Genomic DNA, 19658 nt, shown 5'->3' with positions numbered 1-19658 from the left:
GGGATAGCAGTTTTTTTATTCATTATCTTTTTTTACGGGTCATAACATCAAAAATTACGGCTCCGGCAAGGACTCCTCCACGAATCATATATTGATAGGAAATACCTACGCCAAGCAAGTTCATCCCGTTGGATAGGGATGCCATTACAACCGCACCGATAATGGCGCCTGTCACTTTTCCCACACCACCTGCAGAAGATACTCCTCCTACATATGCAGCAGCGATAGCATCAAGCTCAAAAAGTGTTCCAGCAGTTGTGGTAGCAGATTGCAGGCGTGCAGTAAATAGGATTCCAGAAAGAGCAGCAAGCATCCCCATTGATCCGAAAACAATATAAGTAATCTTCTTCACGTTGATGCCGCTTAAATGTGCCGCTTCCGGGTTGCTTCCGACCGCATAGATATGACGGCCAAGAACCGTTTTAGTTGTCAGAAAATGATAGACTACAACTACTAATAAAATAATGATAACAGTCCAAGAGAAGCCATTATAACCTGCGAGAATCCAAGTAATATAACCTATTATGGCGGAGACAAACAATAACTTCAGTGAAAAAATCGGTTTTGATACGACTTCGAAATCATACTTAATTTTATTCCTGCGGGTCGAGATCTCACTGAAGATGTATAGCAAAATTCCAACTAGCCCGACTAACAGGGATAGCAGATGTAAACCATTAACTTCTACAAGTGAAGGGATATAGCCATTTCCAATTGCGTTAAAAGCATCATCCTGGATGATGATAGTACCCGTTTTTTCTGTGACCTGTAGCAAAGCTCCACGGAAAATAAGCATTCCGGCAAGAGTGGCTACAAAGGAGGGAATCCCAATCGTGGCGATAAGTACTCCATTAAATAGCCCAACAGCAACACCTAATAACAAGATAACCGGAATGGTTACCCAAACAGAAACCCCAGCTTGTGTAAGCAAGATAGCTGCAATCGCTCCAAGAAACCCAGCAGCATACCCAACAGATAAATCAATGTGACGAATAACGATAACGAGCGTCATCCCTACTGCCAGCACGGCGATATAACCAGCAGAGTCCAGTAGATTACTAATATTACGGGATGACATGAACAAACCGTTTGTCATAAACGTAAAAGTTAATATGATTACAAATAGTGCAATATACATTCCGTAGTCACGGATGTTTTCATGTATCAGTGCTCTGGCTTCTTGTATAACATTCATCCTAATACCCCCTATTGCGTAGCAAGCTCCATAATTTTTTCTTGGTCGGCCTCTTTTATTTCCAATTCTCCTTTTATTTCTCCCTGTGCCATGACATAAACCCTATCACTCATGCCGAGTACCTCACCAAGTTCAGAAGAAATCATTACGATACTAAGTCCCTCATCGATAAGCTTGTTCATGACGGTGTAAATCTCAAATTTGGCACCAACATCGATTCCGCGGGTCGGTTCGTCTAATATGAGAAGCTTTGGACCAACAAAAAGCCACTTTCCAATAGACACCTTCTGCTGGTTTCCACCACTAAGATTCCCTACAAGTTGTTCTAATGAGGAGGCTTTGATATGAAGAGATTGTTTGTATTGTTCTGCGACCTTGATTTCCTCATTGTCGTTTATAACACCTTGCGAAGCTATTCCTTTTAAGTTCGCCGCAGAAATATTGCTTTTAATATCCTGCAAAAGGAAAAGTCCATCCCCTTTTCGGTCCTCCGTCACGTAAGCGATTCCAGATTTAATCGCATCGCTTGTATGTTTAAGAGTAGTAAGGTTGTTATTCCACATCAAATCGCCATCAATTTTATAGGATTTAGCATTGCCGAAAATGCTCAGTGCAAGCTCTGTTCTGCCTGACCCCATAAGGCCGGCAATTCCAACAATTTCTCCTTTTTTCACATGAAGATTTACATTCTTCACTACCTGTCTTCCGAGTTGTGGATCGTAGGCAGACCAGTTGTGGAGTTCCAGCACGTTTTCTCCCGCTACTTTCTTTGTTCTTTTCGGATAGATGTCTTCAATTTCCCTACCTACCATGTTTTTAATGATGACACTTTCTGTGATTTCACCTTTGGAAGCTTCGAGCGTACAAATCGTCTTGCCATCCCTTATGACGGTTGCCTTGTCAGCAATGCTAATTACTTCTTTCAGCTTATGGGAAATCATAATGCAGGTAATTCCCTGCTGTTTCAGTTCTTTCAAAAGCAAAAGCAAATTTTCGCTATCGTCTTCGTTAAGTGCTGCAGTCGGCTCATCCAAAATGAGGAGCTTAACCTCTTTACTTAATGCTTTTGCTATTTCCACCAGTTGGCGTTTACCCACACTCAAATCCTTTACAAGTGTGTCAGGATTTATGTCAAGCTTCACTTTCCGGAGTAATCTCTTGGCTTCTACAATTGTCCTGTTCCAATCGATTACCCCCCCAAGCTTCATTTCATTTCCTGCAAAAATATTTTCATACACCGTCAAATCTGGAAACAACGCCAGCTCCTGATAGATAATGGCGATGCCGGTATTTACACTGTCACTGATTTTGTTAAATTGCTGAACCTGACCTTCATATACAATGTCTCCATCGTATGTTCCATAAGGATACACTCCGCTCAGCACCTTCATCAGCGTGGATTTTCCTGCTCCATTCTCCCCGATTAAGCAGTGAATTTCTCCTTCTTCTACTTTGAAATTCACATTACTCAGCGCTTTGACTCCTGTAAATTCCTTGGTGATGTCGTTCATCTCCAATATAAATCTGCTCATCCTTTTACCCCCTTAACAAAAGCAATGACAATGGCGAAATAGTGATAAGGTTGCTATCACTATTTCGCGAAGTTTCTTTAGAAAAGAAATTATAATCCCGTAAATTCGCTTGCTTGGTAGTATTCAGAGTCGATTAGTTCTTGTTTAACATTCTCTTCGTCCACTACAATAACATCTGTTTGTTTTGCTTTAACTTCTACTTCTCCATTATCGTAAGAGCCTGTTGTTTTTGGAGTTTTACCATCTAGGATTTCTACTGCGATTCCCATTGCATCCTTTACTAAAGTACGCACATCTTTGAATACCGTCATGGATTGCTGCCCATCGATAATGTATTGGATGGAAGCTTTTTCGGCATCCTGACCTGTTACCAAGAAACTTGAAACTTCTCCGTCAGATGCGAACACATCTGCAATAGAACGAGCTGTACCATCATTTGGAGCAAGTACTGCCACATCACCTTTCATATCTGCACCAACAGCTGTCAGATGCGTTTGTGCTTTGTTTTTTGCTTCGTTTGGATCCCAGTTTGTTGTTACCTGTCCTAGGATTTTACTCATTTGATCACGAGTAAGTTCCGCTGTATCTTTTAACGCTTCCGCTTCACTGGAGTTTGCAATCTTGAACGTACCATCTGCAATTTTCGGTTGTAATGTTTTCCAAGCTCCCTCAAAGAACAAGAATGCGTTATTGTCAGAAGCAGCACCTGCATATAGGTAAAGTGGTACACCAGAACCTTGAACGTTATCAATCAGATATTGCCCTTGTGCAGCACCTACAGCCACACTATCAAATGTTACATAGTAATCCACTGCATCTGTGTTTGTAATTAAACGGTCATAAGAGATAACCGTGATGCCTTCTTTTTTCGCCGCTTCCACCGCTGCAGCTGCTGCATCTCCATCTTGTGGAGTAATGATTAGCACTTCAATTCCTTTGTTGATCAATGTTTCAACATTCTCTTTTTCCTTAGCGGAAGATCCTTGGCTAAAAAGGATTTCTGTTGTATAGTCAGAGTCCTTCAATGCATCTTTAAAGCGTTGCTCATCCTGCACCCATCTTGGCTCATCCTTTGTTGGCAAAACAATTCCTACACTTACACTGCCGCTTCCCCCTGTACTGCTGTTACACGCTGCTAGCATAGCTGTAAAAAGCATTAAAACCAGTAATAATGACATAGCTTTCCAAGTCTTCTTCATTTGTTGCTCCCCCTTTGTTTTGGCTTGTTTCGTTTAATACAACTTAATTATATGGCTGGCAGACAGGGGTGTGTAAGCGTTATCACTAGCACTCTTTTGGTATTGTCTGTACTTTTTTAATAATTGGGAATATTTTCAGAAGGAAAGTAATTTCTCTACTAACTCTAGTACTTTCATACAAGCACCTTCTACTAATCTTTCATAAATAATAGTAGGAGGTGATATAAAATGAAAAAGATTATCTTGTTTGCTGATACGGGGATTGATGATGCGATTGCCGTCATCTATGCATTGAAAAATCCTGAGGTAGAGTTGAAAGCGATTGTTGCAGGATACGGAAATACGGATCGCGATCGAAGTGCTAGAAATGCAGAGTATCTATTAGAGTTGGCGGGTCAGGAGGGAATTCCCATCATTAATGGAAGTACAAGAAAATTAAGCGGTGAGCTACCGGAATTTTTCCCAGAAATTCATGGAGAAGAAGGACTTGGCCCTATAGCACCACCTATCCCTGCAGAACGTTTTATGAATCGAACAAATTTCAGTCATTTATTCCGTATCATTAAAGAGAACCCGAATGAACTAACCATTGTGAATGTCGGCCGTTGTACATCGCTTGCTTTGGCTTGGTTCTTGAGTCCTTCTGTGATGGAATTGGTAAAAGAAACGTTTATCATGGGAGGCGCTTTTATTGAGCCTGGAAACGTTACGGAGGTAGCAGAAGCCAACTTTTTCGGAGACCCTATTGCAGCAAACTTCATTGCGCAAAATTCCCCTAACCTCACAATCATTCCTTTGAATGTCACTCGCAAAGCACTCATTATCCCAAGAGTTGTGGACTTTATTGATAGTGTTGCCACTACTCCCCTTCAGCAGATTATTAAACCTATTCTTGATTTCTATTATGAAGCCTATCAAGAGCTAGAACCTGGAATTGCCGGGACACCTCAACACGATATGGCAGCTGTAATGGCTAGCCTAGAGATTCCTGGTTTATTCACCTACACAAGTAAAGAGGTAAAGGTAGAATATAAGGTAAGTTATGCAGAGGGACTTTCGATTGCAGACTTCAGGCCGGGAGTACCAGAATGCACAGGTGCAGGTTGCGTCAGGATTGCGACGGAAATTGATGAAGGTATTTTCTTTGTTGAAATGTTGAGGACTTTGATTAGGAATGATTAAGAAAAAACATGAGATCCCTGGGTGGGGTTTCATGTTTTTTTGTGTCTATATGAGCGAAGCAACATCAACTCAGCTTCTAATGTCTTATAGAATGGTTCTATAATCCCGAAGCAACACATTTTCAGCTCGAAATGTCGTATAGAACGCCTCTATACGACCGAAGCAACTTCAAAACAGCTCCTAACGTCTTATAGAACGCCTCTATACGACCGAAGCAACTTCAAAACAACTCCTAACGTCTTATAGAACCCATAAAATGTAAAAGTGCAGCCGCCAATCAGTAGCTGCACCAATCAAAAAATTTATTAATCAATTATTACCGTTCTTCTCTCTTCAGCTGACCGGCGAATTGCATCCATAACGACCTGCACTCTAAACCCATCCTCTAAAACAGGTAAATCAGGGTTAACCTCGTCTCCTAATAGAGATTTGTACACCTCATCCAACGAGCGATAAAAAGCATTGAAATACCCAGCAGCAACCGGATTCATTCCCTTCGGAATCTCCAAAGCGCCCTCTAGCTCCACTTCTTCCAAAGGATCATTCCCAATTCCAACAAGCACTTTGTTGTCCTGAGACATTTTGATTGTACCATCTGTCCCGTAAACCTCTAGCTCCCACCCTTCTGCATGACGAACAGCAATATTGGAGCCGATGTTAAAAGTGCCCCCACCTACAAAATTGCCCATCGCTTGGAAAGCATCATCCGCTGTCCGGACTTCCTTCTCACCATTTTCATCAATAAATTCCGGTACATGAGTGGTCAGCTGTCCTGAAACTGATTCCACCTTCGCATCTGTCCACCAAAGAAGAGAATCAATCAAATGAGAACCCACCGCTCCAAGCATTCCGCCTGCTTGATCCTTTTGGCTCAACCAACCACGTTTACTTGTAGCATATCTCTCGTATCCTGCAATGTTCAGTGAGAAATTCACATGCAAAACCTTGCCAATTGTCCCACTTGAGATGATCTCCTTTATCTTTTGTCTCGCCGGCAAAAAGCGATACTCAAAATTAATCCAGCCCATTTTACCAGCTGCATCTCTTGCCTGTATCATCTTCTCTGCCTCAAGAGCATCAAAAGCCATAGGTTTCTCACATAGAACGTGTTTGCCGCTCTCGAATGCCTTTACCACCATATCATGATGTAACAGTGGTGCAGAAGCAACGGATACCAAATCCAAATCTTCTTTTTCCAGCATTTCTTCCCAGTTTCCATAAACATTTTCAATTCCTGTTTCCTCTTTAATATCATCCAGTCTCCCACGAGATACACTTGAAATTGACACTACCTCAAACCCTGGATGACTTTTTATCACAGGTGCATGAACTTTTGCTCCAAATCCTGTACCAATAATGCCTACTCTTATTTTCTTCATATTCAAATCCCCTTTTATGTAGTAGTTGGTCTTTCTCTTCATTTCGACAAAAAACAGCACTCTCCTCTTTTATTTAGGAAAGTGCTGATTTACATTGGTTATTAATGACGGTATTTAAGCGCCAAACCTTTTAAGAAGTTTCTCGCGTATTTATCCATGCATGTTTTATAGTTCTTGTGCCCTTTCTTACGTAAAAAGGCTCCCAATTCACCCTTCGTTATTGTCACTCCGGCTTCTGCAATAATGTCGATAATATCTTCGGTTGTTAACGTAAGGGCAATTTTAACTTTTTTCAAAAGAATATTGTTTGCCGGTTCGTTTGAAAATGGCGGTTTTGCTGGCTGACCGGGCTTTGGTTCCTGTCTGCCTCTTTTGAAAATAATCAAACCGTTTAGGAACGATTCGAGCTTGTTGTTGTTGATAGAAAGGATTTCTTCCTCCTCAAGCGCCTGCTCGTACTCTTCTTCGGTGTCATAGTCATAGCTATCCACCTCTTTGGTGAGAATCATTTGGACTTCTTCTTTCGTCACGTCGATGTCACCAAGCTTGAAGATCTCGACCATGTCGTTGTCTTTAATATCTAGTGCGTATCTTAGTCTGATTAGAATATCATTGTTAGTCATATATAAACTCCTTTTGTATTGCTCATTCCCTATATTTATTACCATTTACCAGTAATTTTAGCATTTATTTTGACAAGGGAAGCTCTATCGTGACGACAGTTCCTTCCTCCATCTCGGATGTTATTCCGATTTCTCCATTATGTGCGTGGACAATTTCTTTCACAATGGACAAGCCGAGTCCTGTTCCCCCAATTTTTCTCAGATCGGAGTTGTCAACCCGATAAAACTTTGTAAAAAGATGAGGGATTGCTTCTTTTGGAATACCAATACCATGGTCCCTTATTGTTACCTGTAACGTCTCAGCCTCGGATGTGACTGCTATATGAATTTTACCTCCCTCAGGAGAATATTTAATCGCGTTGCTCAGCAAGTTAGCTATTACTTGTGCCAGCTTCTCCCTGTCCGCTTCCACTTTTGTCTGTTCCGTCTTTACTTCAAGAAGAATTGGATGAGTAGTGGCGTTATGCTGAAAAATCTCACTTACTTCCTGAATAATATCCACGATATCTTCAGCTTTTTTCTGGTAAATTTGCTTCCCTGCTTCCATTTTTTGCACATCCAAAAAGTCATTAATTAACGCAGTCAGACGCTTTGCTTCCTGATAGATTGTTTTCAGGTAGGTTTTTTTCCGTTCTTCGGACAAGTCTTTGTAAATCATTCTTTCTGTAAAACCTAGAACACTGGCTAATGGCGTTCTTAGCTCATGACTTACGGTACTAACAAACTCCGATTTCATCCTGTCTACTTCATACTCTTTTGTCATATCACGGAACACCAAGATGTAGCCATAGGAAAGGTCTTGTCGTGAGACTTTTTCCTTATACATTTTAAAGACACATCTCTCATGCCTTTGATACAACTCAAATATTAAGGCATCATCAGCAGACTCTTTCTCACTAAAAGTAGTGAGTAGATCTGTTCGCAGTTTTTCTTTGTCGACTGCCATTTCAACAAGAACCGTTGTCCATTCTTCAAACGATAATTGCAACAATCGATTAGGCGTTGGAAAGTTCAATAAAGAACTCATTTTGGTATTGGCCTGAAGTACACTACCTCTTTCATCCACTAATAGGACACCCTCTTGTATGGTGTTTAGAATGTCCTGGTAAAAGAGGCGATTCTCTTCCGAATCCTCGTACAAATCAACTTTTTCCAAAGCCATACTGACCTGCATCGCTAGCGCTTCCCCTGTTTCAATTTCGCGTTCAGTAAAAGGGGCATCATATCTTGTGAACTGCATGTAAGCCGCTATTATACCGTTAGATGTAAGGACGGGTATGAATAAATCAAAGGCTGCCATATCTTCCGAATGGTAGGTTGCTTCCATGCGACTGCATTTTCTATTCACCTTAAATGCTTTTTGGACATCCAATAATTGTTGGAGAAATACATTATTCTCTTCTGACCTTAACTGTTCTACCATGTTCTTTGACAGACCAATTGAAGCAGCTGTTTTTTTATCATTAAGCATCATCATGATACCCACTTCTGCCCCTAATACTTTCCCCATATTACGGACAACATTTTCTAACAGACGCTCTCTGCTTAACGTCTCTCCCATATCATGAATAAACTTATTCCTTACCTCAAGTTGCTCATTACTATCTTCTATTATCGAAATATTTTCTTCCAATTGTACTTGCTGTGCTTGAAGTTCGTCCTGTTGTGCATGAAGTTCGTCCTGCTGCGCTAGTAGTTCTTCATTTTGAGCAATCAACTCTTCTTCTTTGTATTGTAGGGTATTAACCATTGTATGGAGAGCGTTGGTTAATACACCTATCTCATCCGAGCTTTTCTGATAAGAGGGCAGTACTGTTATTTTTCCATTTGTAATATTATCTGCAGCCTCTGAAAGTTCACGCAACGGTCTTCCCACCTGTTTAATAAGCACCCAAGTTATGATGAACAGTAGGGAAATCACGAGCAGAAAGTACATGGAAAACAAAAGTTGACTGGCTTGAATTTTATCTGACATCAAATCCACATTGTTTTCTATTTCCCGATCTACTTCATACCGGTATTCTTTCATGTAACCCATAAAATCAAAGATATCATCGGATGTACCCTGGTTGAACAGATAATCCTCAAGCGCATTCATATCCCCTTGTTCATATAAATTCTCCACTTTCGGAAGGTAGATAGAGAAATAGAATGTATGAAAATCTGTTACTTTATCCACAAACTGCTCGTCGTTCCTGTTTTCAGCCATTTCAGCAAGACTTTCAATATCATCTTTGATGTTATCTTTAAATCCTTTTGCTTCTTTTAACATCTCTCGATTGGAAAATGCTACATATCCACGATACTTCAAGAACGAGCTATTTATGTTATCATCAATGTTTTGTATTTTTTCCTCTTTCTGTTCAAGTACTTCATTCCTTTCCTTGAACTCCTGAGAAAGGGAGTACTCGTAAACCAACAGTGTTACGATACCTGTGACCAAAACTAGAAAAAAGATTCCATTAATCGTTAAAAATTTCGTAGATATACTATCTTTCCACTTCATTCAGCATTGCCTCTACTCTTTCTGCCAGCTCCATCGGACTGAACGGCTTGGACATAAATCCTGAAGCACCCGAGGCAAAGACCTCATCACGAACGGACTGTTGACTTTTTGCTGTAAGCATTAGGACAGGAGGCACAGGCTTAAGTCCCATTGTATTCATCTTTGTTAGTACCTCTAATCCTGTGTATACAGGCATCATATAATCGAGGATCACCAGATCAAAACTTTTCCCCGCTTCCAAAATATCCACCGCTTCTTTCCCGCTGCATGCCTCTACAACATGGTGACCTTCATCTTCTAGTGTATCTGTTATGAGCATGCGAAGAACACTCTCGTCCTCAGCAAGTAATATATTTGCCATCTTTGACTCCTCCATTTATCATTCGATTAGAAAATTATTGGGATACACCTTTTCGTTGCATTTCTCCCCAACCTCTCTTTTTCCTTAATACATCTAAGATGCCTTGGCATCTCCAGATTATGGTTAAAGGCCTGTACCAGAAGGTTTCTGTTAGGGAGTAAAAGAATAAGACAACAATATGCCTTGCTTTAGGGTATCGTTTTAGGCTCCACTCTTCCATCAAAACGGCCAACATGGAGTAGATAGAACCGTAGATGACGAAAAGTAAGAATAGGAGCAGCGCTATTTCTTCATTCATCCCACCAAGGAAAAAAGAGAGAATTATATATAAATAGCCTGTTAATTCCACCACTGGCCCCAGAAACTCTATTAAGATGAAATATGGCATGGATACCATACCAATAGATCCATATTTAGGATTGAACGCCATAGAGCGGTGCATCCACAAACTTTCAAATAGCCCCCTGTGCCAACGATTCCGCTGTCTTTTTAAGAATGTAATTTCTTCTGGAGCTTCTGTCCAGCATACAGGATCTGCAACATAGACAATTTTCTTGTTTGACTTCTTTTCCTTTATCAATCGGTGCAACCTTACGACTAATTCCATGTCCTCTCCAACGGTATGAGAATAGCCCCCTGCATCCGTTACCCACTTTTTAGAAAAAACCCCAAAGGCACCTGATACAATCAATAAAAGATTGTGCTTGCTTAACCCGATTCTCCCCACTAAAAATGCGCGCAAATATTCAATAACCTGCATGATAACCAGTGGATTGGAGGAAAGGCCCACCTTCATGATAGATCCGTTTTCGATAGCAGAACCGTTAGCGATTCTTACACTTCCACCTGTGGCAATAACGTCTCCATCAGAATCTATGATAGGCTTCATTACTTTTAAGAAAGCGTCTCTTTCCAGTATAGAATCGCCATCCACTGAGCAGAAATACGGATAAGTGCACACGTTGATTCCAACGTTTAACGCATCCGATTTCCCGCCATTCTCCTTATCTATTACATATAAATAGTCATAAATAGAAGACTGATAGATACCTTTTACTTCTTTTGTCTTCAACTTTTGTTTCACTATTTTCTTTATTTTTTTCAATTGAAATTCCTCAATGAGCTTTTCCATTGTATCATCTTTAGATCCATCATTAATCACAATGATTTCATACTGTGGGTACTCTATGCTAAGTAGAGATCGAACAGATGGAACGATTCCAAGTGATTCATTATAGGCCGGCACCAATATAGATAAGGGTTTAGAATAACTCACATCCAATAGGTCCTCGTACGGTTCTGTATTGTCCAATTGAAAGTTTTTCCTAACTTGGAACAGGGAAACCAGCAACATAAAGAGATAAAAAAGAATGACAAATCCCATATAAGCGACAACAAACCAACCAATTCCCTGTAATAACAAATAAATAAAACTACCGTCCACGGATTTGCCCTCCTCTCTGCAACCATTCTTCCGCCATGTCTCTTGCAAAGCGATCTTCTGAAGTTTCAAGGACTTGATGGAGAAGTTCTGTCCCACTTTCAATGGATAAGATGGATTTGGCAGCGTTATTTCTGACATCATAATGTGTGTCACTTAAAAGCTCTGTCAAAATAAGAAGGCTTTCCTTACGGTTAGTTCTTCCAAGCAATTTACTGAGCATTAATCGCTCTTCCCATGAGCTCTCTTTGAAATCTACATGTTCCATCCATTCCAGGATCCTTGAATATCCTAATTCATTCATTGCTTTTAGAATTCTTATTTTCTTTTCCCCAGAAGAAATACTTAGTAGGTCCTCAAGAAAGGGCAAAAATTCCCTTTTCCCCTCAATTCCTATCATATCTAGCACTGGAAGTTGAATGTATTCAGGAAAGTCATCGAAGTTTGAGACCATCACCTGAAACTGACTCTCTGTCATCACACCAAATAAAGATCTGTACATAAATTCCGAAAGTCGCCATTTTGGCTCTTTCACTAATTCTTCCCAGTGATTTGTTTGAAATCGAACTAATATTTTTAATAATTGTCTTCTTTCTTCTTGAGTAAGACTTCTCTTTTCGTAAGTATTGAGAAGGTAAGGAACCATGTTCTTTAGTTGAAAATCCTCAATTGCATACAGACTATTCATCCTTATGCTCCAACGACGATGATGAAGGTTCCGCTTATACTTCTCCAAAAAATGAGTGTTTGCAAAAAGGGTAATTCGCTCCTGCACTTCATCCCCTTGGACAACATCTGCAAAATCACTAAACAGTTCCTCCATTGCTTTGCCCTGTTTTCCGTTCCAATCCTGTTCAAGAATCTCTTTGTTTTGCCTGTATAAGTATTCAAAAACTTTAGTCCTTAATTCTTCTTTATGTTGATTAATTTTTTGACGTAGGCTGTTCTGCATCAATTTGGTGACAAGCATATAGATAAATAACACCGAGAGGAAAATAAAAAGAGAAAGAATGATTACCAGTACAATAGATACAAGACTACTTATCAACGTCACATCCCCCGCTTTATCAGATGCTGAAGTCTTGCTTCCACCTCAAGGAGCTTAAAAGGCTTTGTCACATAGTCATCCGCTCCAAGCTGTAACGCTTTTTGTATGTCCCTTTCGCTTTTCCTTGAAGTTAACATCATTACTTTAAACTGGTCATGGCGTCTTTCCGAGCGAAGTCTCTGTAACACTTCCAGTCCATCCATTTTCGGCATCATCCCATCAAGAATGACCACATACCGATCATCACTTTGTAGCCACTCCGAATGTAGAAAGCTTTTTCCATCTGAAAATGTTTCAATTTCAATGACCTTATTTGCAGGAAGAGGCAGCTTACTAATCACTTCAGAAAGCATCATTCTTACAATTTCATCATCATCAACAATTGCCACTTTGACCTTCTGAGTAACAACCTCCTGGCCTCCCTCATATACTTCAATTCTTGCTTTCCCTTCTTTTTTTGCTTCATAAAGAGCTTTGTCTGCTCGTTCCATTACTGTTTCCAATGCCAAGCCACCATCTGTTACCTGTACAACTCCTCCAGAAAAGGAACATTTAAAAGATACTTGATCTGCCTGGAAATTCAATTTCATAAAACCATTCAGAAGCCGTTCTACCAGCTTTTTTGCCTGTTCTATAGTCGTATTTGGCAGCAACAAGGCAAACTCTTCTCCTCCATACCTGGCAAAAACATCACCAGATCGCATATTTTGCTTCATGAAGGATGCTAACTGCTTCAATACCTCGTCCCCAACCACATGCCCATATGTATCATTTACCTGTTTGAAACAATCGAGATCAATGACGCCTACACTAAAGGGCTCTTTTACTCTTGTAAGAATCGACTGCTGTTTCGAAAAATATGACTGGAAGTACTTTCGGTTATAAGCCTTTGTGAGCTCATCCATCAACAACAATTCGTCATATTGCTTTTTTCTTCCCACTTGCCTTGAGACCCTTACTTCAAACTCTTCTATGTCCAAAGGTTTGGACATAAAATCATCTGCTCCCGTGCGGTAAGCGTCTAATCGGCTTTCCCTGTTTGGATTGTCATCAATCACCATAACTGGTGTCAACATTTGCTGACCGCTTGCTTGAAGTCTCTCTAACAACGAAAGCCCTTCATCATCTTTTAGCCCTTTGTCCATTATTAGACAATCCGGTTTCACGTCATAGAAGGTATCTATGGTTTTTTCAAAATCTGTACTAACCAAAACATGCAAGGACTTTCTCTCTAGGTATTCTTTCCATTCTATAAGTAAAGCTGGATCACGATCTGCGATGAGGATCCTTGGTTGATCTTTCGTTTGCTCTGTAGATGCGTCTTTCTTTTTACAATAGACGATAACTTCTTGCAAAAAGGATTGGCATTCTCCCAACTGCCACGTACTCTTTTCAACCACGCTTATCTGTTCATATAGCGCTTCTGTTAAATCTCCCAGCTCATCAAGCCCGACTGTCCTAGCAGTTCCTTTAATAGAGTGAACAAACCGATAAACTTCTTCATGGGGAATATCGCTAGCCTGAACTTCCCACTGATCTATTTGATTTAAAATAGTAGAGATTAACTTCTTTTTATATTTATCCATCACAGCACAACCTTCCGATGAGACGCTCCAGTTGAATAGCCTCTAAACTACATATTATATTTTAATTATAAAGAGGAATGATTATGATGTCATGGATAAATTTTCAATCACTATCACAAGCCCATCCTTGCATCAATTGAACGAGGGAATAAAAGAAGACACCACTCTTTCAGATGAGTGGCGTCTTATAGTCGGTAGCAAGTTATATGGGCAGGTTCACAATCGTCATGATTTTTATAAAAAGATGCTAACAATAATGGCTGTAATAAAGCTTGCCAGGGTTCCTGCCACAATTGCCTTGAAGCTTAATTTGGATACGGTCTTTTGTTGGGTGGGCTCGAGGGAACCTAATCCAACAATCAGTTGTCCGATGGATGACAGGTTGGCAAAGTTGCAAAGCGCAATAGATAAAATGGCCACTGTTTTTGGTGAAAGGTCATCCATGATTGCCGAAAGCTCGTTGAACGCGACAAACTCGTTGACAGAGAACTTGGTGCCTATAATGGAAGCTGCCCTGAAGGCTTCATCCATCGGAATGCCAATCAGCACTGCTAAGGGATAGAAAACATAGCCGAAAACGGTGGAAAGCTCTGTGCCTAGCAGACCAAGCAGGCCGTTGACCAGTGCCAGAATACCAATAAAAGCAATTAAGAGTCCCCCAATATTGATGGCAAGCCTCGTACCATTCAATGCACCATCTGCGATTGCTTCAAATACATTGGTATGCGTAGTCTTTCCTAGCGAAATATCGCCATTTGTCTGCGATTCCTCTGTTTCAGGCTCCATCACTTTGGCAATAACGAGGGAAACGATTGGCACACTGAAAACGGAAAGAAGCAGGAACTTCATATCAATACCCATTAAGGAATATCCTATTAGTATCGCCCCGCTTGCCGACGCGGTTCCTCCAACCATGACAGCAAATACCTCTGATCGGGTAAGCTTGATTAGATAAGGCTTAATCAATAACGGAGCTTCCGCCAAGCCCAAAAAGGAGTTGCCGATCGCATTGAACGATTCCACCTTTGTTGTACCTAAAACCTTGCCAAGCCCAATCCCGATATATTTTACAAAGAAGGGAATGATGCGCATATAGTAGAGAGCAGATATGAGTGCCGAAATAAAAATGATTGCGCCTAGGACATTAATGGCAAAAACGAAAGTGATGTTGGTCCCTTCTCCAAAAAAACCTCCGAAGACGAACATGATTCCTTCTGTGCTATAATCGATGACCTTTTGAACACCCATAGCAGCCTTCTTCAGAATGGTTTGTCCAAAAGGAACCTTCAAAACAAACAATACAAGCAAAAATTCAAGGATTATCCCAACAATGACCGTGCGCCAATTAATCGCAGAACGCTTGCTGCTATATAGCCAGGCCAAAAACAGGACCCCCATCAAAGACAAAACTCCGTAAATAAAACTCAATGCAAGATACCTCCCAGTGATGTGTTCTCTTCAACGAATGTTTAATTCCTATATCGTCGTATGATGTCAGACTTCCTCCAAAGAAAAATAAAAAAGCGTATGTGACCTTCTTCCAAAAAAATAAAGAAAGCCCCATACACTTTTCATGCATAGAATGACTTTCCTTATAGTCCAGCAATTTAGGGCTGCCGGGTAGAGACTTATGGACCATATCACCATATTTATATAAGGAATTCGTATGAAGTTTATTTTGACACTTTAACATGAGGAAGATCTTTTGCACAATATGAAATACTAAAGCTTATATATTATGAAAGTTCACACTATCTATATAGTCCACTGGGTTTGTGTAATCACCCCTCCAATTATTACTTCACTTTTCTTCTAAGTCGTATAATAGTCTCCTCAGGCTTTGCATCTTTCCCCAATTGCCCCTGACTTTTTAAAATGTCTCTGATCTCTGTAAGCAATTCTAAATTTGTGATGGCTTTAACCTTGTATTCTTTCTTCTCTTTTCTCCGCCGGTATGTATTAAAAATCTTAATGACAGTAAAGATAGCCACCGACACCAGGAGAAAATCCATCATCGATTGGATGAACTTCCCATAAAAGACAAATGCCCCTCCAACTCGGATATATAGGCCTTCGAGATTCACTCCCCCGACAATGATCCCGATAATAGGCATAATCATATCCTCTACAAGGGATTTGACAATATTATTAAAAGACGCACCAATGATCACCGCAATCGCCAGCTCAAAAACGTTTCCTCTTGAGATAAACTCTTTAAATTCCGACCACATATCCCCACCCTCACAATACACTTTTTTACAATCTATGTGGGGAAGTAGGAGATATGTCCAAAACATACGGATGATAGAAAACAGCCTGATTCCCGTTAAAGAATTCAGGCTGTGATATAAAAGGAACCACTTACTTTAGATGAACTAAATCGATCACTTCTTTAATTGTTTAGGTTAGTTACATTTATTTACGTATGAACCGGACAACACTTTCTACGTGTGCTGTTTGTGGAAACATATCCACAGGTTGGATCCAATCTACTTTATACTTCCTACTTAAGAACTGAATATCTTTAGCGAGTGTGGATGGATTACAGGAAACATAAACAAAATTCTTCGGTTCTACCTCAAGAACGGTCTTCATGAAAGTTTCGTCCAAGCCCGTACGTGGTGGATCAACAACTATCGCATCCGGTCTCCAGCCTTCTTTTACCCATCTTGGAAGCCATTTTTCAGCTTTTCCTGCAACATATTTCATGTTGGTATAGCCATGGCGATTGGCGTTTTCTTTAGCGTCCTCAATCGATTCTGCAATTGTGTCCATACCGCGAACTTCTCCGGCACCTTCTGCCAGCCAAAGTCCGATGGTTCCGACACCGCAATAAGCGTCTACTACTTTCTCTTTACCGGTCAATTGTGCAGCTTCTTTCACTAAATCATACAATTTTACAGTTTGTACGGGGTTGAGCTGAAAGAATGCACGTGCACTCAGCTCAAACGATACATCTCCTAGCGTTTCCTGTATTACTCTTTCTCCACTTAAATGAATCGTCTCTTCGCCGAAAATAAGAGAGGTTTTTCTGCCGTTTATGTTTTGCATGATGCTTTTCACCTTTGGCAAACGTTTTTGAATTTCTTCTACTACCAACTGTTTGCGCGGCAATTTCTCATCAGTCGTAATCAGTACCACTTGAATTTCCCCTGTGGAAAAACCGACTCTTGTCATGATGGTGCGAACAGAAGGCTGCCCCTTTTTCTCATTCTGAACAGGAATATTGAAGTCTTGAAGAATTTTTTTAACCGTGTTGGTTACTTCGGTTGTAGCACTGTGCTGGACGATGCAATTATCGATATCAATTAGCTTGTGCGAATTGGCACCGTAAAGGCCTGCGATCACTTTTTCCTTTTGCTTGCCAACTTGGAATTGACTCTTATTTCGGTAATACCACGGGTCTTCCATACCGATGGTCGGTTTAATGTCGAGTTTACTCACATTTAGCTTTGTATGACGTTCCAACGATTGAATGACAATGTCTCGCTTTAAGGTCAGCTGTTGATCGTATTTAAGATGCTGCAGCTGACAGCCCCCACATTGCTCATAAATCGGGCATGGCGGTGTGGTTCGATGTGGGGATTTGCTACGGATTTTTTTGATTTTCGCTTCCGCAAACTTGTTTTTCACGTCTGTAACTTCCGCTACGACTACTTCTTCAGGCAGTGCACCCGGAACAAACACAACTTGCTTTTTAAAATAACCCACACCTTCTCCGTTGATTCCGAGACGCTTAATCGTTAACGGAAAAGTTTGGCCAACTTTCATATCGATATTGGATTGTTGCTTATTATATGGTTTCTTCGTTTTCATTTCACTAACTCCTCAGCTTGCGGTTCGATACTTCTCCAAAGGTATAGGGAAGCATAGCTTAAATATGGTTCCCAGTCCTTCGCCCACTCCTGCATTTGTAAAACAGTAGGCTTTTGGTCGAGTCCTTTTAATTTTTTCAAGGCATTCTGGATGCCAATATCTGCGATAGGGAAAAGATTCGGCCTTCCGAGTCCAAACAGAAGCAGGTTTTGGACTGTCCAAGGGCCAATCCCTCTTATTTTTATCAACTTTTTCAGAATTTCTTCATCTGACAGGCTGTCCAAACTGTATAGTGGCAAGTCATCATTTGCAATCAGTTGGGAGGTGTCTAAAATATATTCCGCTTTTCTGCGGCTCATTTTTAGTTCTGTAATCTGCTCATAATCAAGCTTAGCAACAGCTTCGGGCTTTGGATAAAACCATACTCCCTCTTTTTCAAAACCAAATGTATGAACAAACCGTTCTGTCAACGTATGTGCAAATTTCATGTTGACCTGCTGATGGATAATGCATTTCATTAAGCAGTGATACAGGTCAAAATCGAGCACGAGCGGCGTTCCTTCGTGCTCTTGGAATATCGTGGCAAGATCAGTTTTGGCAAAATGATTGCTGATGTTTTGAAGCGGCTTGTCCCATTGGAAAATGGTTTTAATTTGATTGAGTTCTGTTTCTGACAGTTCTGCTGTACATGTTAATTGGAATGAAGGTTCCTCTTTTGTACCTGTTGCATTTACTTTAACTACAATCGGTGTATCTTGTTGGTACATCGGGACTTTCACAGTGCGTTCTTTTTGATCGATGACCATTAAAGGGTCAATGGATAACCGTTGCAACACTCTGTCAAAATCGTATGGTCCATTTATCTTTATCTTAACCACTTTCCCCACCGTCCTTCATATACTTTCCCAATTATAACGGCTTTCTGGTGTGTTGCCAAATGCAGAAAAACTCCTTTGCTTTAAAAGCAAGGAGTCAGTTTTCTTGTATAAGCAAGATTGGATTGGGAATAGTATGTTGTGCAGCAATTTCATCCAGACTTTTGAATTCATACCCTTGTTTACGAAGGTCGTCAATGACCTTTTCCATCGCTTCTGCATTGTCCTTGGAGACAGTGTGCAGTAAAAGTATCGCTCCTGGATGTATTTGAGCCATGATATTGTCATAGGAATATCTCCAGCCTTTTTGCTGATCGGTGTACCAGTCAACATAAGCCAAGGACCAAAATACGTGCTGATAGCCCATTTGATTCGCAAGTGCCAATGTTCTGTCACTGAACGTACCGCGCGGAGGCCGTAAATACGTCATATTATCAAGTCCGGTGATGTTTTTATATTCTTCTTTTATCATATCGAGCTCTTTCTTGAAACGGACATCGTTTACTTGTGTCATATCAGGATGGTGCCAGCTGTGATTGCCAACAATATGACCTTCGTTGACCATTCGTTTGACCAATTCAGGCTGATCTTTGAGGTAATACCCTGTAACAAAAAAAGCTGCAGGTACTTTTTTCTCCTTCAGAACATCCAATACTTTTTCGGTGTATCCATTTTCATAGCCATTATCAAAAGTAAGGTAAATTTCCTTTTTACTTGTATCTCCAAGATAAAAAGCATCATGTTTCTTTAAAAGTTCTTTGTATTTTTGACCTGCATCAGGTGGCTCGTGGTTTTGACTCTTTTTGAACCCCCAATGTAAGGTGGTAGTCGAATAGGTGTCCGCTTGGCTTAAATGCGGAATGATGAATAGTGCAACAATAGTTATGGTTAGGATATTAAGTAATTTTCGCATGA

16 protein-coding genes and 1 riboswitch are annotated in these 19658 nt (G+C 40.5%); of the genes, 1 reads left to right on the top strand and 15 read right to left on the bottom strand.

Annotation, left to right across the window (positions count from 1 at the left end):
* Positions 1-22: 22 nt before the first annotated feature.
* The 3 genes from LC091_RS16715 to LC091_RS16705 form a co-directional block, all read right to left on the bottom strand.
* Positions 23-1195, bottom strand: coding sequence for a sugar ABC transporter permease (locus tag LC091_RS16715; protein WP_226683166.1), 1173 nt, complete (start codon positions 1193-1195; stop codon positions 23-25).
* Positions 1196-1206: 11 nt separating this feature from the next.
* Complete coding sequence (locus LC091_RS16710) at positions 1207-2727, bottom strand: sugar ABC transporter ATP-binding protein (protein WP_226683165.1); 1521 nt, start codon at positions 2725-2727, stop codon at positions 1207-1209.
* An 89-nt stretch (positions 2728-2816) separates the two neighbouring features.
* Positions 2817-3926: a sugar ABC transporter substrate-binding protein gene (locus LC091_RS16705; protein ID WP_226683164.1), complete on the bottom strand. Its 1110-nt coding sequence runs from the start codon at positions 3924-3926 to the stop codon at positions 2817-2819.
* A gap of 228 nt (positions 3927-4154) precedes the next feature.
* Between LC091_RS16705 and LC091_RS16700 the strand changes: the two genes are divergently transcribed.
* Positions 4155-5108 carry a nucleoside hydrolase gene (locus LC091_RS16700; protein ID WP_226683163.1) on the top strand — a complete coding sequence of 318 codons (954 nt, stop codon included), beginning with the start codon at positions 4155-4157 and terminating at the stop codon, positions 5106-5108.
* A gap of 305 nt (positions 5109-5413) precedes the next feature.
* On the opposite strand, the gene LC091_RS16695 is transcribed toward LC091_RS16700, so the two are convergent.
* The 12 genes from LC091_RS16695 to pdaA all read right to left on the bottom strand — a co-directional run bounded on the left by LC091_RS16695 (position 5414) and on the right by pdaA (position 19656).
* On the bottom strand, positions 5414-6529 hold the full coding sequence (locus tag LC091_RS16695) for a Gfo/Idh/MocA family protein (RefSeq protein WP_226683162.1): 1116 nt from the start codon (positions 6527-6529) through the stop codon (positions 5414-5416).
* A 59-nt stretch (positions 6530-6588) separates the two neighbouring features.
* Positions 6589-7110, bottom strand: a complete 522-nt coding sequence (locus tag LC091_RS16690; protein ID WP_226683161.1) for a YehS family protein — start codon at positions 7108-7110, stop codon at positions 6589-6591.
* A gap of 64 nt (positions 7111-7174) precedes the next feature.
* The gene (locus LC091_RS16685; RefSeq protein ID WP_226683160.1) at positions 7175-9616 is read right to left on the bottom strand and encodes a HAMP domain-containing sensor histidine kinase; all 2442 of its coding nucleotides are present in this window, start codon (positions 9614-9616) and stop codon (positions 7175-7177) included.
* Complete coding sequence (locus LC091_RS16680) at positions 9600-9977, bottom strand: response regulator transcription factor (RefSeq protein ID WP_226683159.1); 378 nt, start codon at positions 9975-9977, stop codon at positions 9600-9602. Before LC091_RS16680 ends, LC091_RS16685 begins: the two co-directional genes overlap by 17 nt.
* Positions 9978-10011: 34 nt before the next feature.
* Entirely contained in the window at positions 10012-11361 is a 1350-nt protein-coding gene (locus LC091_RS16675; RefSeq protein WP_226683308.1) for a glycosyltransferase family 2 protein, read from the bottom strand.
* A gap of 49 nt (positions 11362-11410) precedes the next feature.
* The gene (locus tag LC091_RS16670; protein WP_226683158.1) at positions 11411-12466 is read right to left on the bottom strand and encodes a HEAT repeat domain-containing protein; all 1056 of its coding nucleotides are present in this window, start codon (positions 12464-12466) and stop codon (positions 11411-11413) included.
* A 2-nt stretch (positions 12467-12468) separates the two neighbouring features.
* Positions 12469-14052 carry a diguanylate cyclase gene (locus LC091_RS16665; protein WP_226683157.1) on the bottom strand — a complete coding sequence of 528 codons (1584 nt, stop codon included), beginning with the start codon at positions 14050-14052 and terminating at the stop codon, positions 12469-12471.
* A 234-nt stretch (positions 14053-14286) separates the two neighbouring features.
* Positions 14287-15480: a NupC/NupG family nucleoside CNT transporter gene (locus LC091_RS16660; protein WP_226683156.1), complete on the bottom strand. Its 1194-nt coding sequence runs from the start codon at positions 15478-15480 to the stop codon at positions 14287-14289.
* Between the two features lie 147 nt (positions 15481-15627).
* Positions 15628-15729, bottom strand: a riboswitch (purine riboswitch).
* Between the two features lie 119 nt (positions 15730-15848).
* Positions 15849-16283, bottom strand: coding sequence for a large conductance mechanosensitive channel protein MscL (gene mscL, locus LC091_RS16655; protein ID WP_226683155.1), 435 nt, complete (start codon positions 16281-16283; stop codon positions 15849-15851).
* A 184-nt stretch (positions 16284-16467) separates the two neighbouring features.
* On the bottom strand, positions 16468-17868 hold the full coding sequence (rlmD, locus tag LC091_RS16650) for a 23S rRNA (uracil(1939)-C(5))-methyltransferase RlmD (RefSeq protein WP_226683154.1): 1401 nt from the start codon (positions 17866-17868) through the stop codon (positions 16468-16470).
* Positions 17865-18746: a DNA-3-methyladenine glycosylase family protein gene (locus LC091_RS16645; RefSeq protein ID WP_226683307.1), complete on the bottom strand. Its 882-nt coding sequence runs from the start codon at positions 18744-18746 to the stop codon at positions 17865-17867. Before LC091_RS16645 ends, rlmD begins: the two co-directional genes overlap by 4 nt.
* A gap of 94 nt (positions 18747-18840) precedes the next feature.
* Positions 18841-19656: a delta-lactam-biosynthetic de-N-acetylase gene (gene pdaA, locus LC091_RS16640; protein ID WP_226683153.1), complete on the bottom strand. Its 816-nt coding sequence runs from the start codon at positions 19654-19656 to the stop codon at positions 18841-18843.
* Positions 19657-19658 lie beyond the last annotated feature (2 nt).

Source organism: Sutcliffiella horikoshii (assembly GCF_020524325.1).
Taxonomy (GTDB): Bacteria; Bacillota; Bacilli; order Bacillales; family Bacillaceae_I; genus Sutcliffiella_A; species Sutcliffiella_A horikoshii_D.
The sequence above is the reverse complement of the archived record's forward strand: the minus strand, read 5'-3'. Positions and strand labels throughout refer to the sequence as shown.

What these genes read in the sequence shown, in the direction of transcription:
- LC091_RS16715 (WP_226683166.1), bottom strand. Translation starts at nt 1,195, where the DNA reads ATGAATGTTATACAAGAAGCCAGAGCACTGATACATGAAAACATCCGT.
- LC091_RS16710 (WP_226683165.1), bottom strand. Translation starts at nt 2,727, where the DNA reads ATGAGCAGATTTATATTGGAGATGAACGACATCACCAAGGAATTTACA.
- LC091_RS16705 (WP_226683164.1), bottom strand. Translation starts at nt 3,926, where the DNA reads ATGAAGAAGACTTGGAAAGCTATGTCATTATTACTGGTTTTAATGCTT.
- LC091_RS16700 (WP_226683163.1), top strand. Translation starts at nt 4,155, where the DNA reads ATGAAAAAGATTATCTTGTTTGCTGATACGGGGATTGATGATGCGATT.
- LC091_RS16695 (WP_226683162.1), bottom strand. Translation starts at nt 6,529, where the DNA reads ATGAAGAGAAAGACCAACTACTACATAAAAGGGGATTTGAATATGAAG.
- LC091_RS16690 (WP_226683161.1), bottom strand. Translation starts at nt 7,110, where the DNA reads ATGACTAACAATGATATTCTAATCAGACTAAGATACGCACTAGATATT.
- LC091_RS16685 (WP_226683160.1), bottom strand. Translation starts at nt 9,616, where the DNA reads ATGAAGTGGAAAGATAGTATATCTACGAAATTTTTAACGATTAATGGA.
- LC091_RS16680 (WP_226683159.1), bottom strand. Translation starts at nt 9,977, where the DNA reads ATGGCAAATATATTACTTGCTGAGGACGAGAGTGTTCTTCGCATGCTC.
- LC091_RS16675 (WP_226683308.1), bottom strand. Translation starts at nt 11,361, where the DNA reads ATGGGATTTGTCATTCTTTTTTATCTCTTTATGTTGCTGGTTTCCCTG.
- LC091_RS16665 (WP_226683157.1), bottom strand. Translation starts at nt 14,052, where the DNA reads ATGGATAAATATAAAAAGAAGTTAATCTCTACTATTTTAAATCAAATA.
- mscL (WP_226683155.1), bottom strand. Translation starts at nt 16,283, where the DNA reads ATGTGGTCGGAATTTAAAGAGTTTATCTCAAGAGGAAACGTTTTTGAG.
- rlmD (WP_226683154.1), bottom strand. Translation starts at nt 17,868, where the DNA reads ATGAAAACGAAGAAACCATATAATAAGCAACAATCCAATATCGATATG.
- pdaA (WP_226683153.1), bottom strand. Translation starts at nt 19,656, where the DNA reads ATGCGAAAATTACTTAATATCCTAACCATAACTATTGTTGCACTATTC.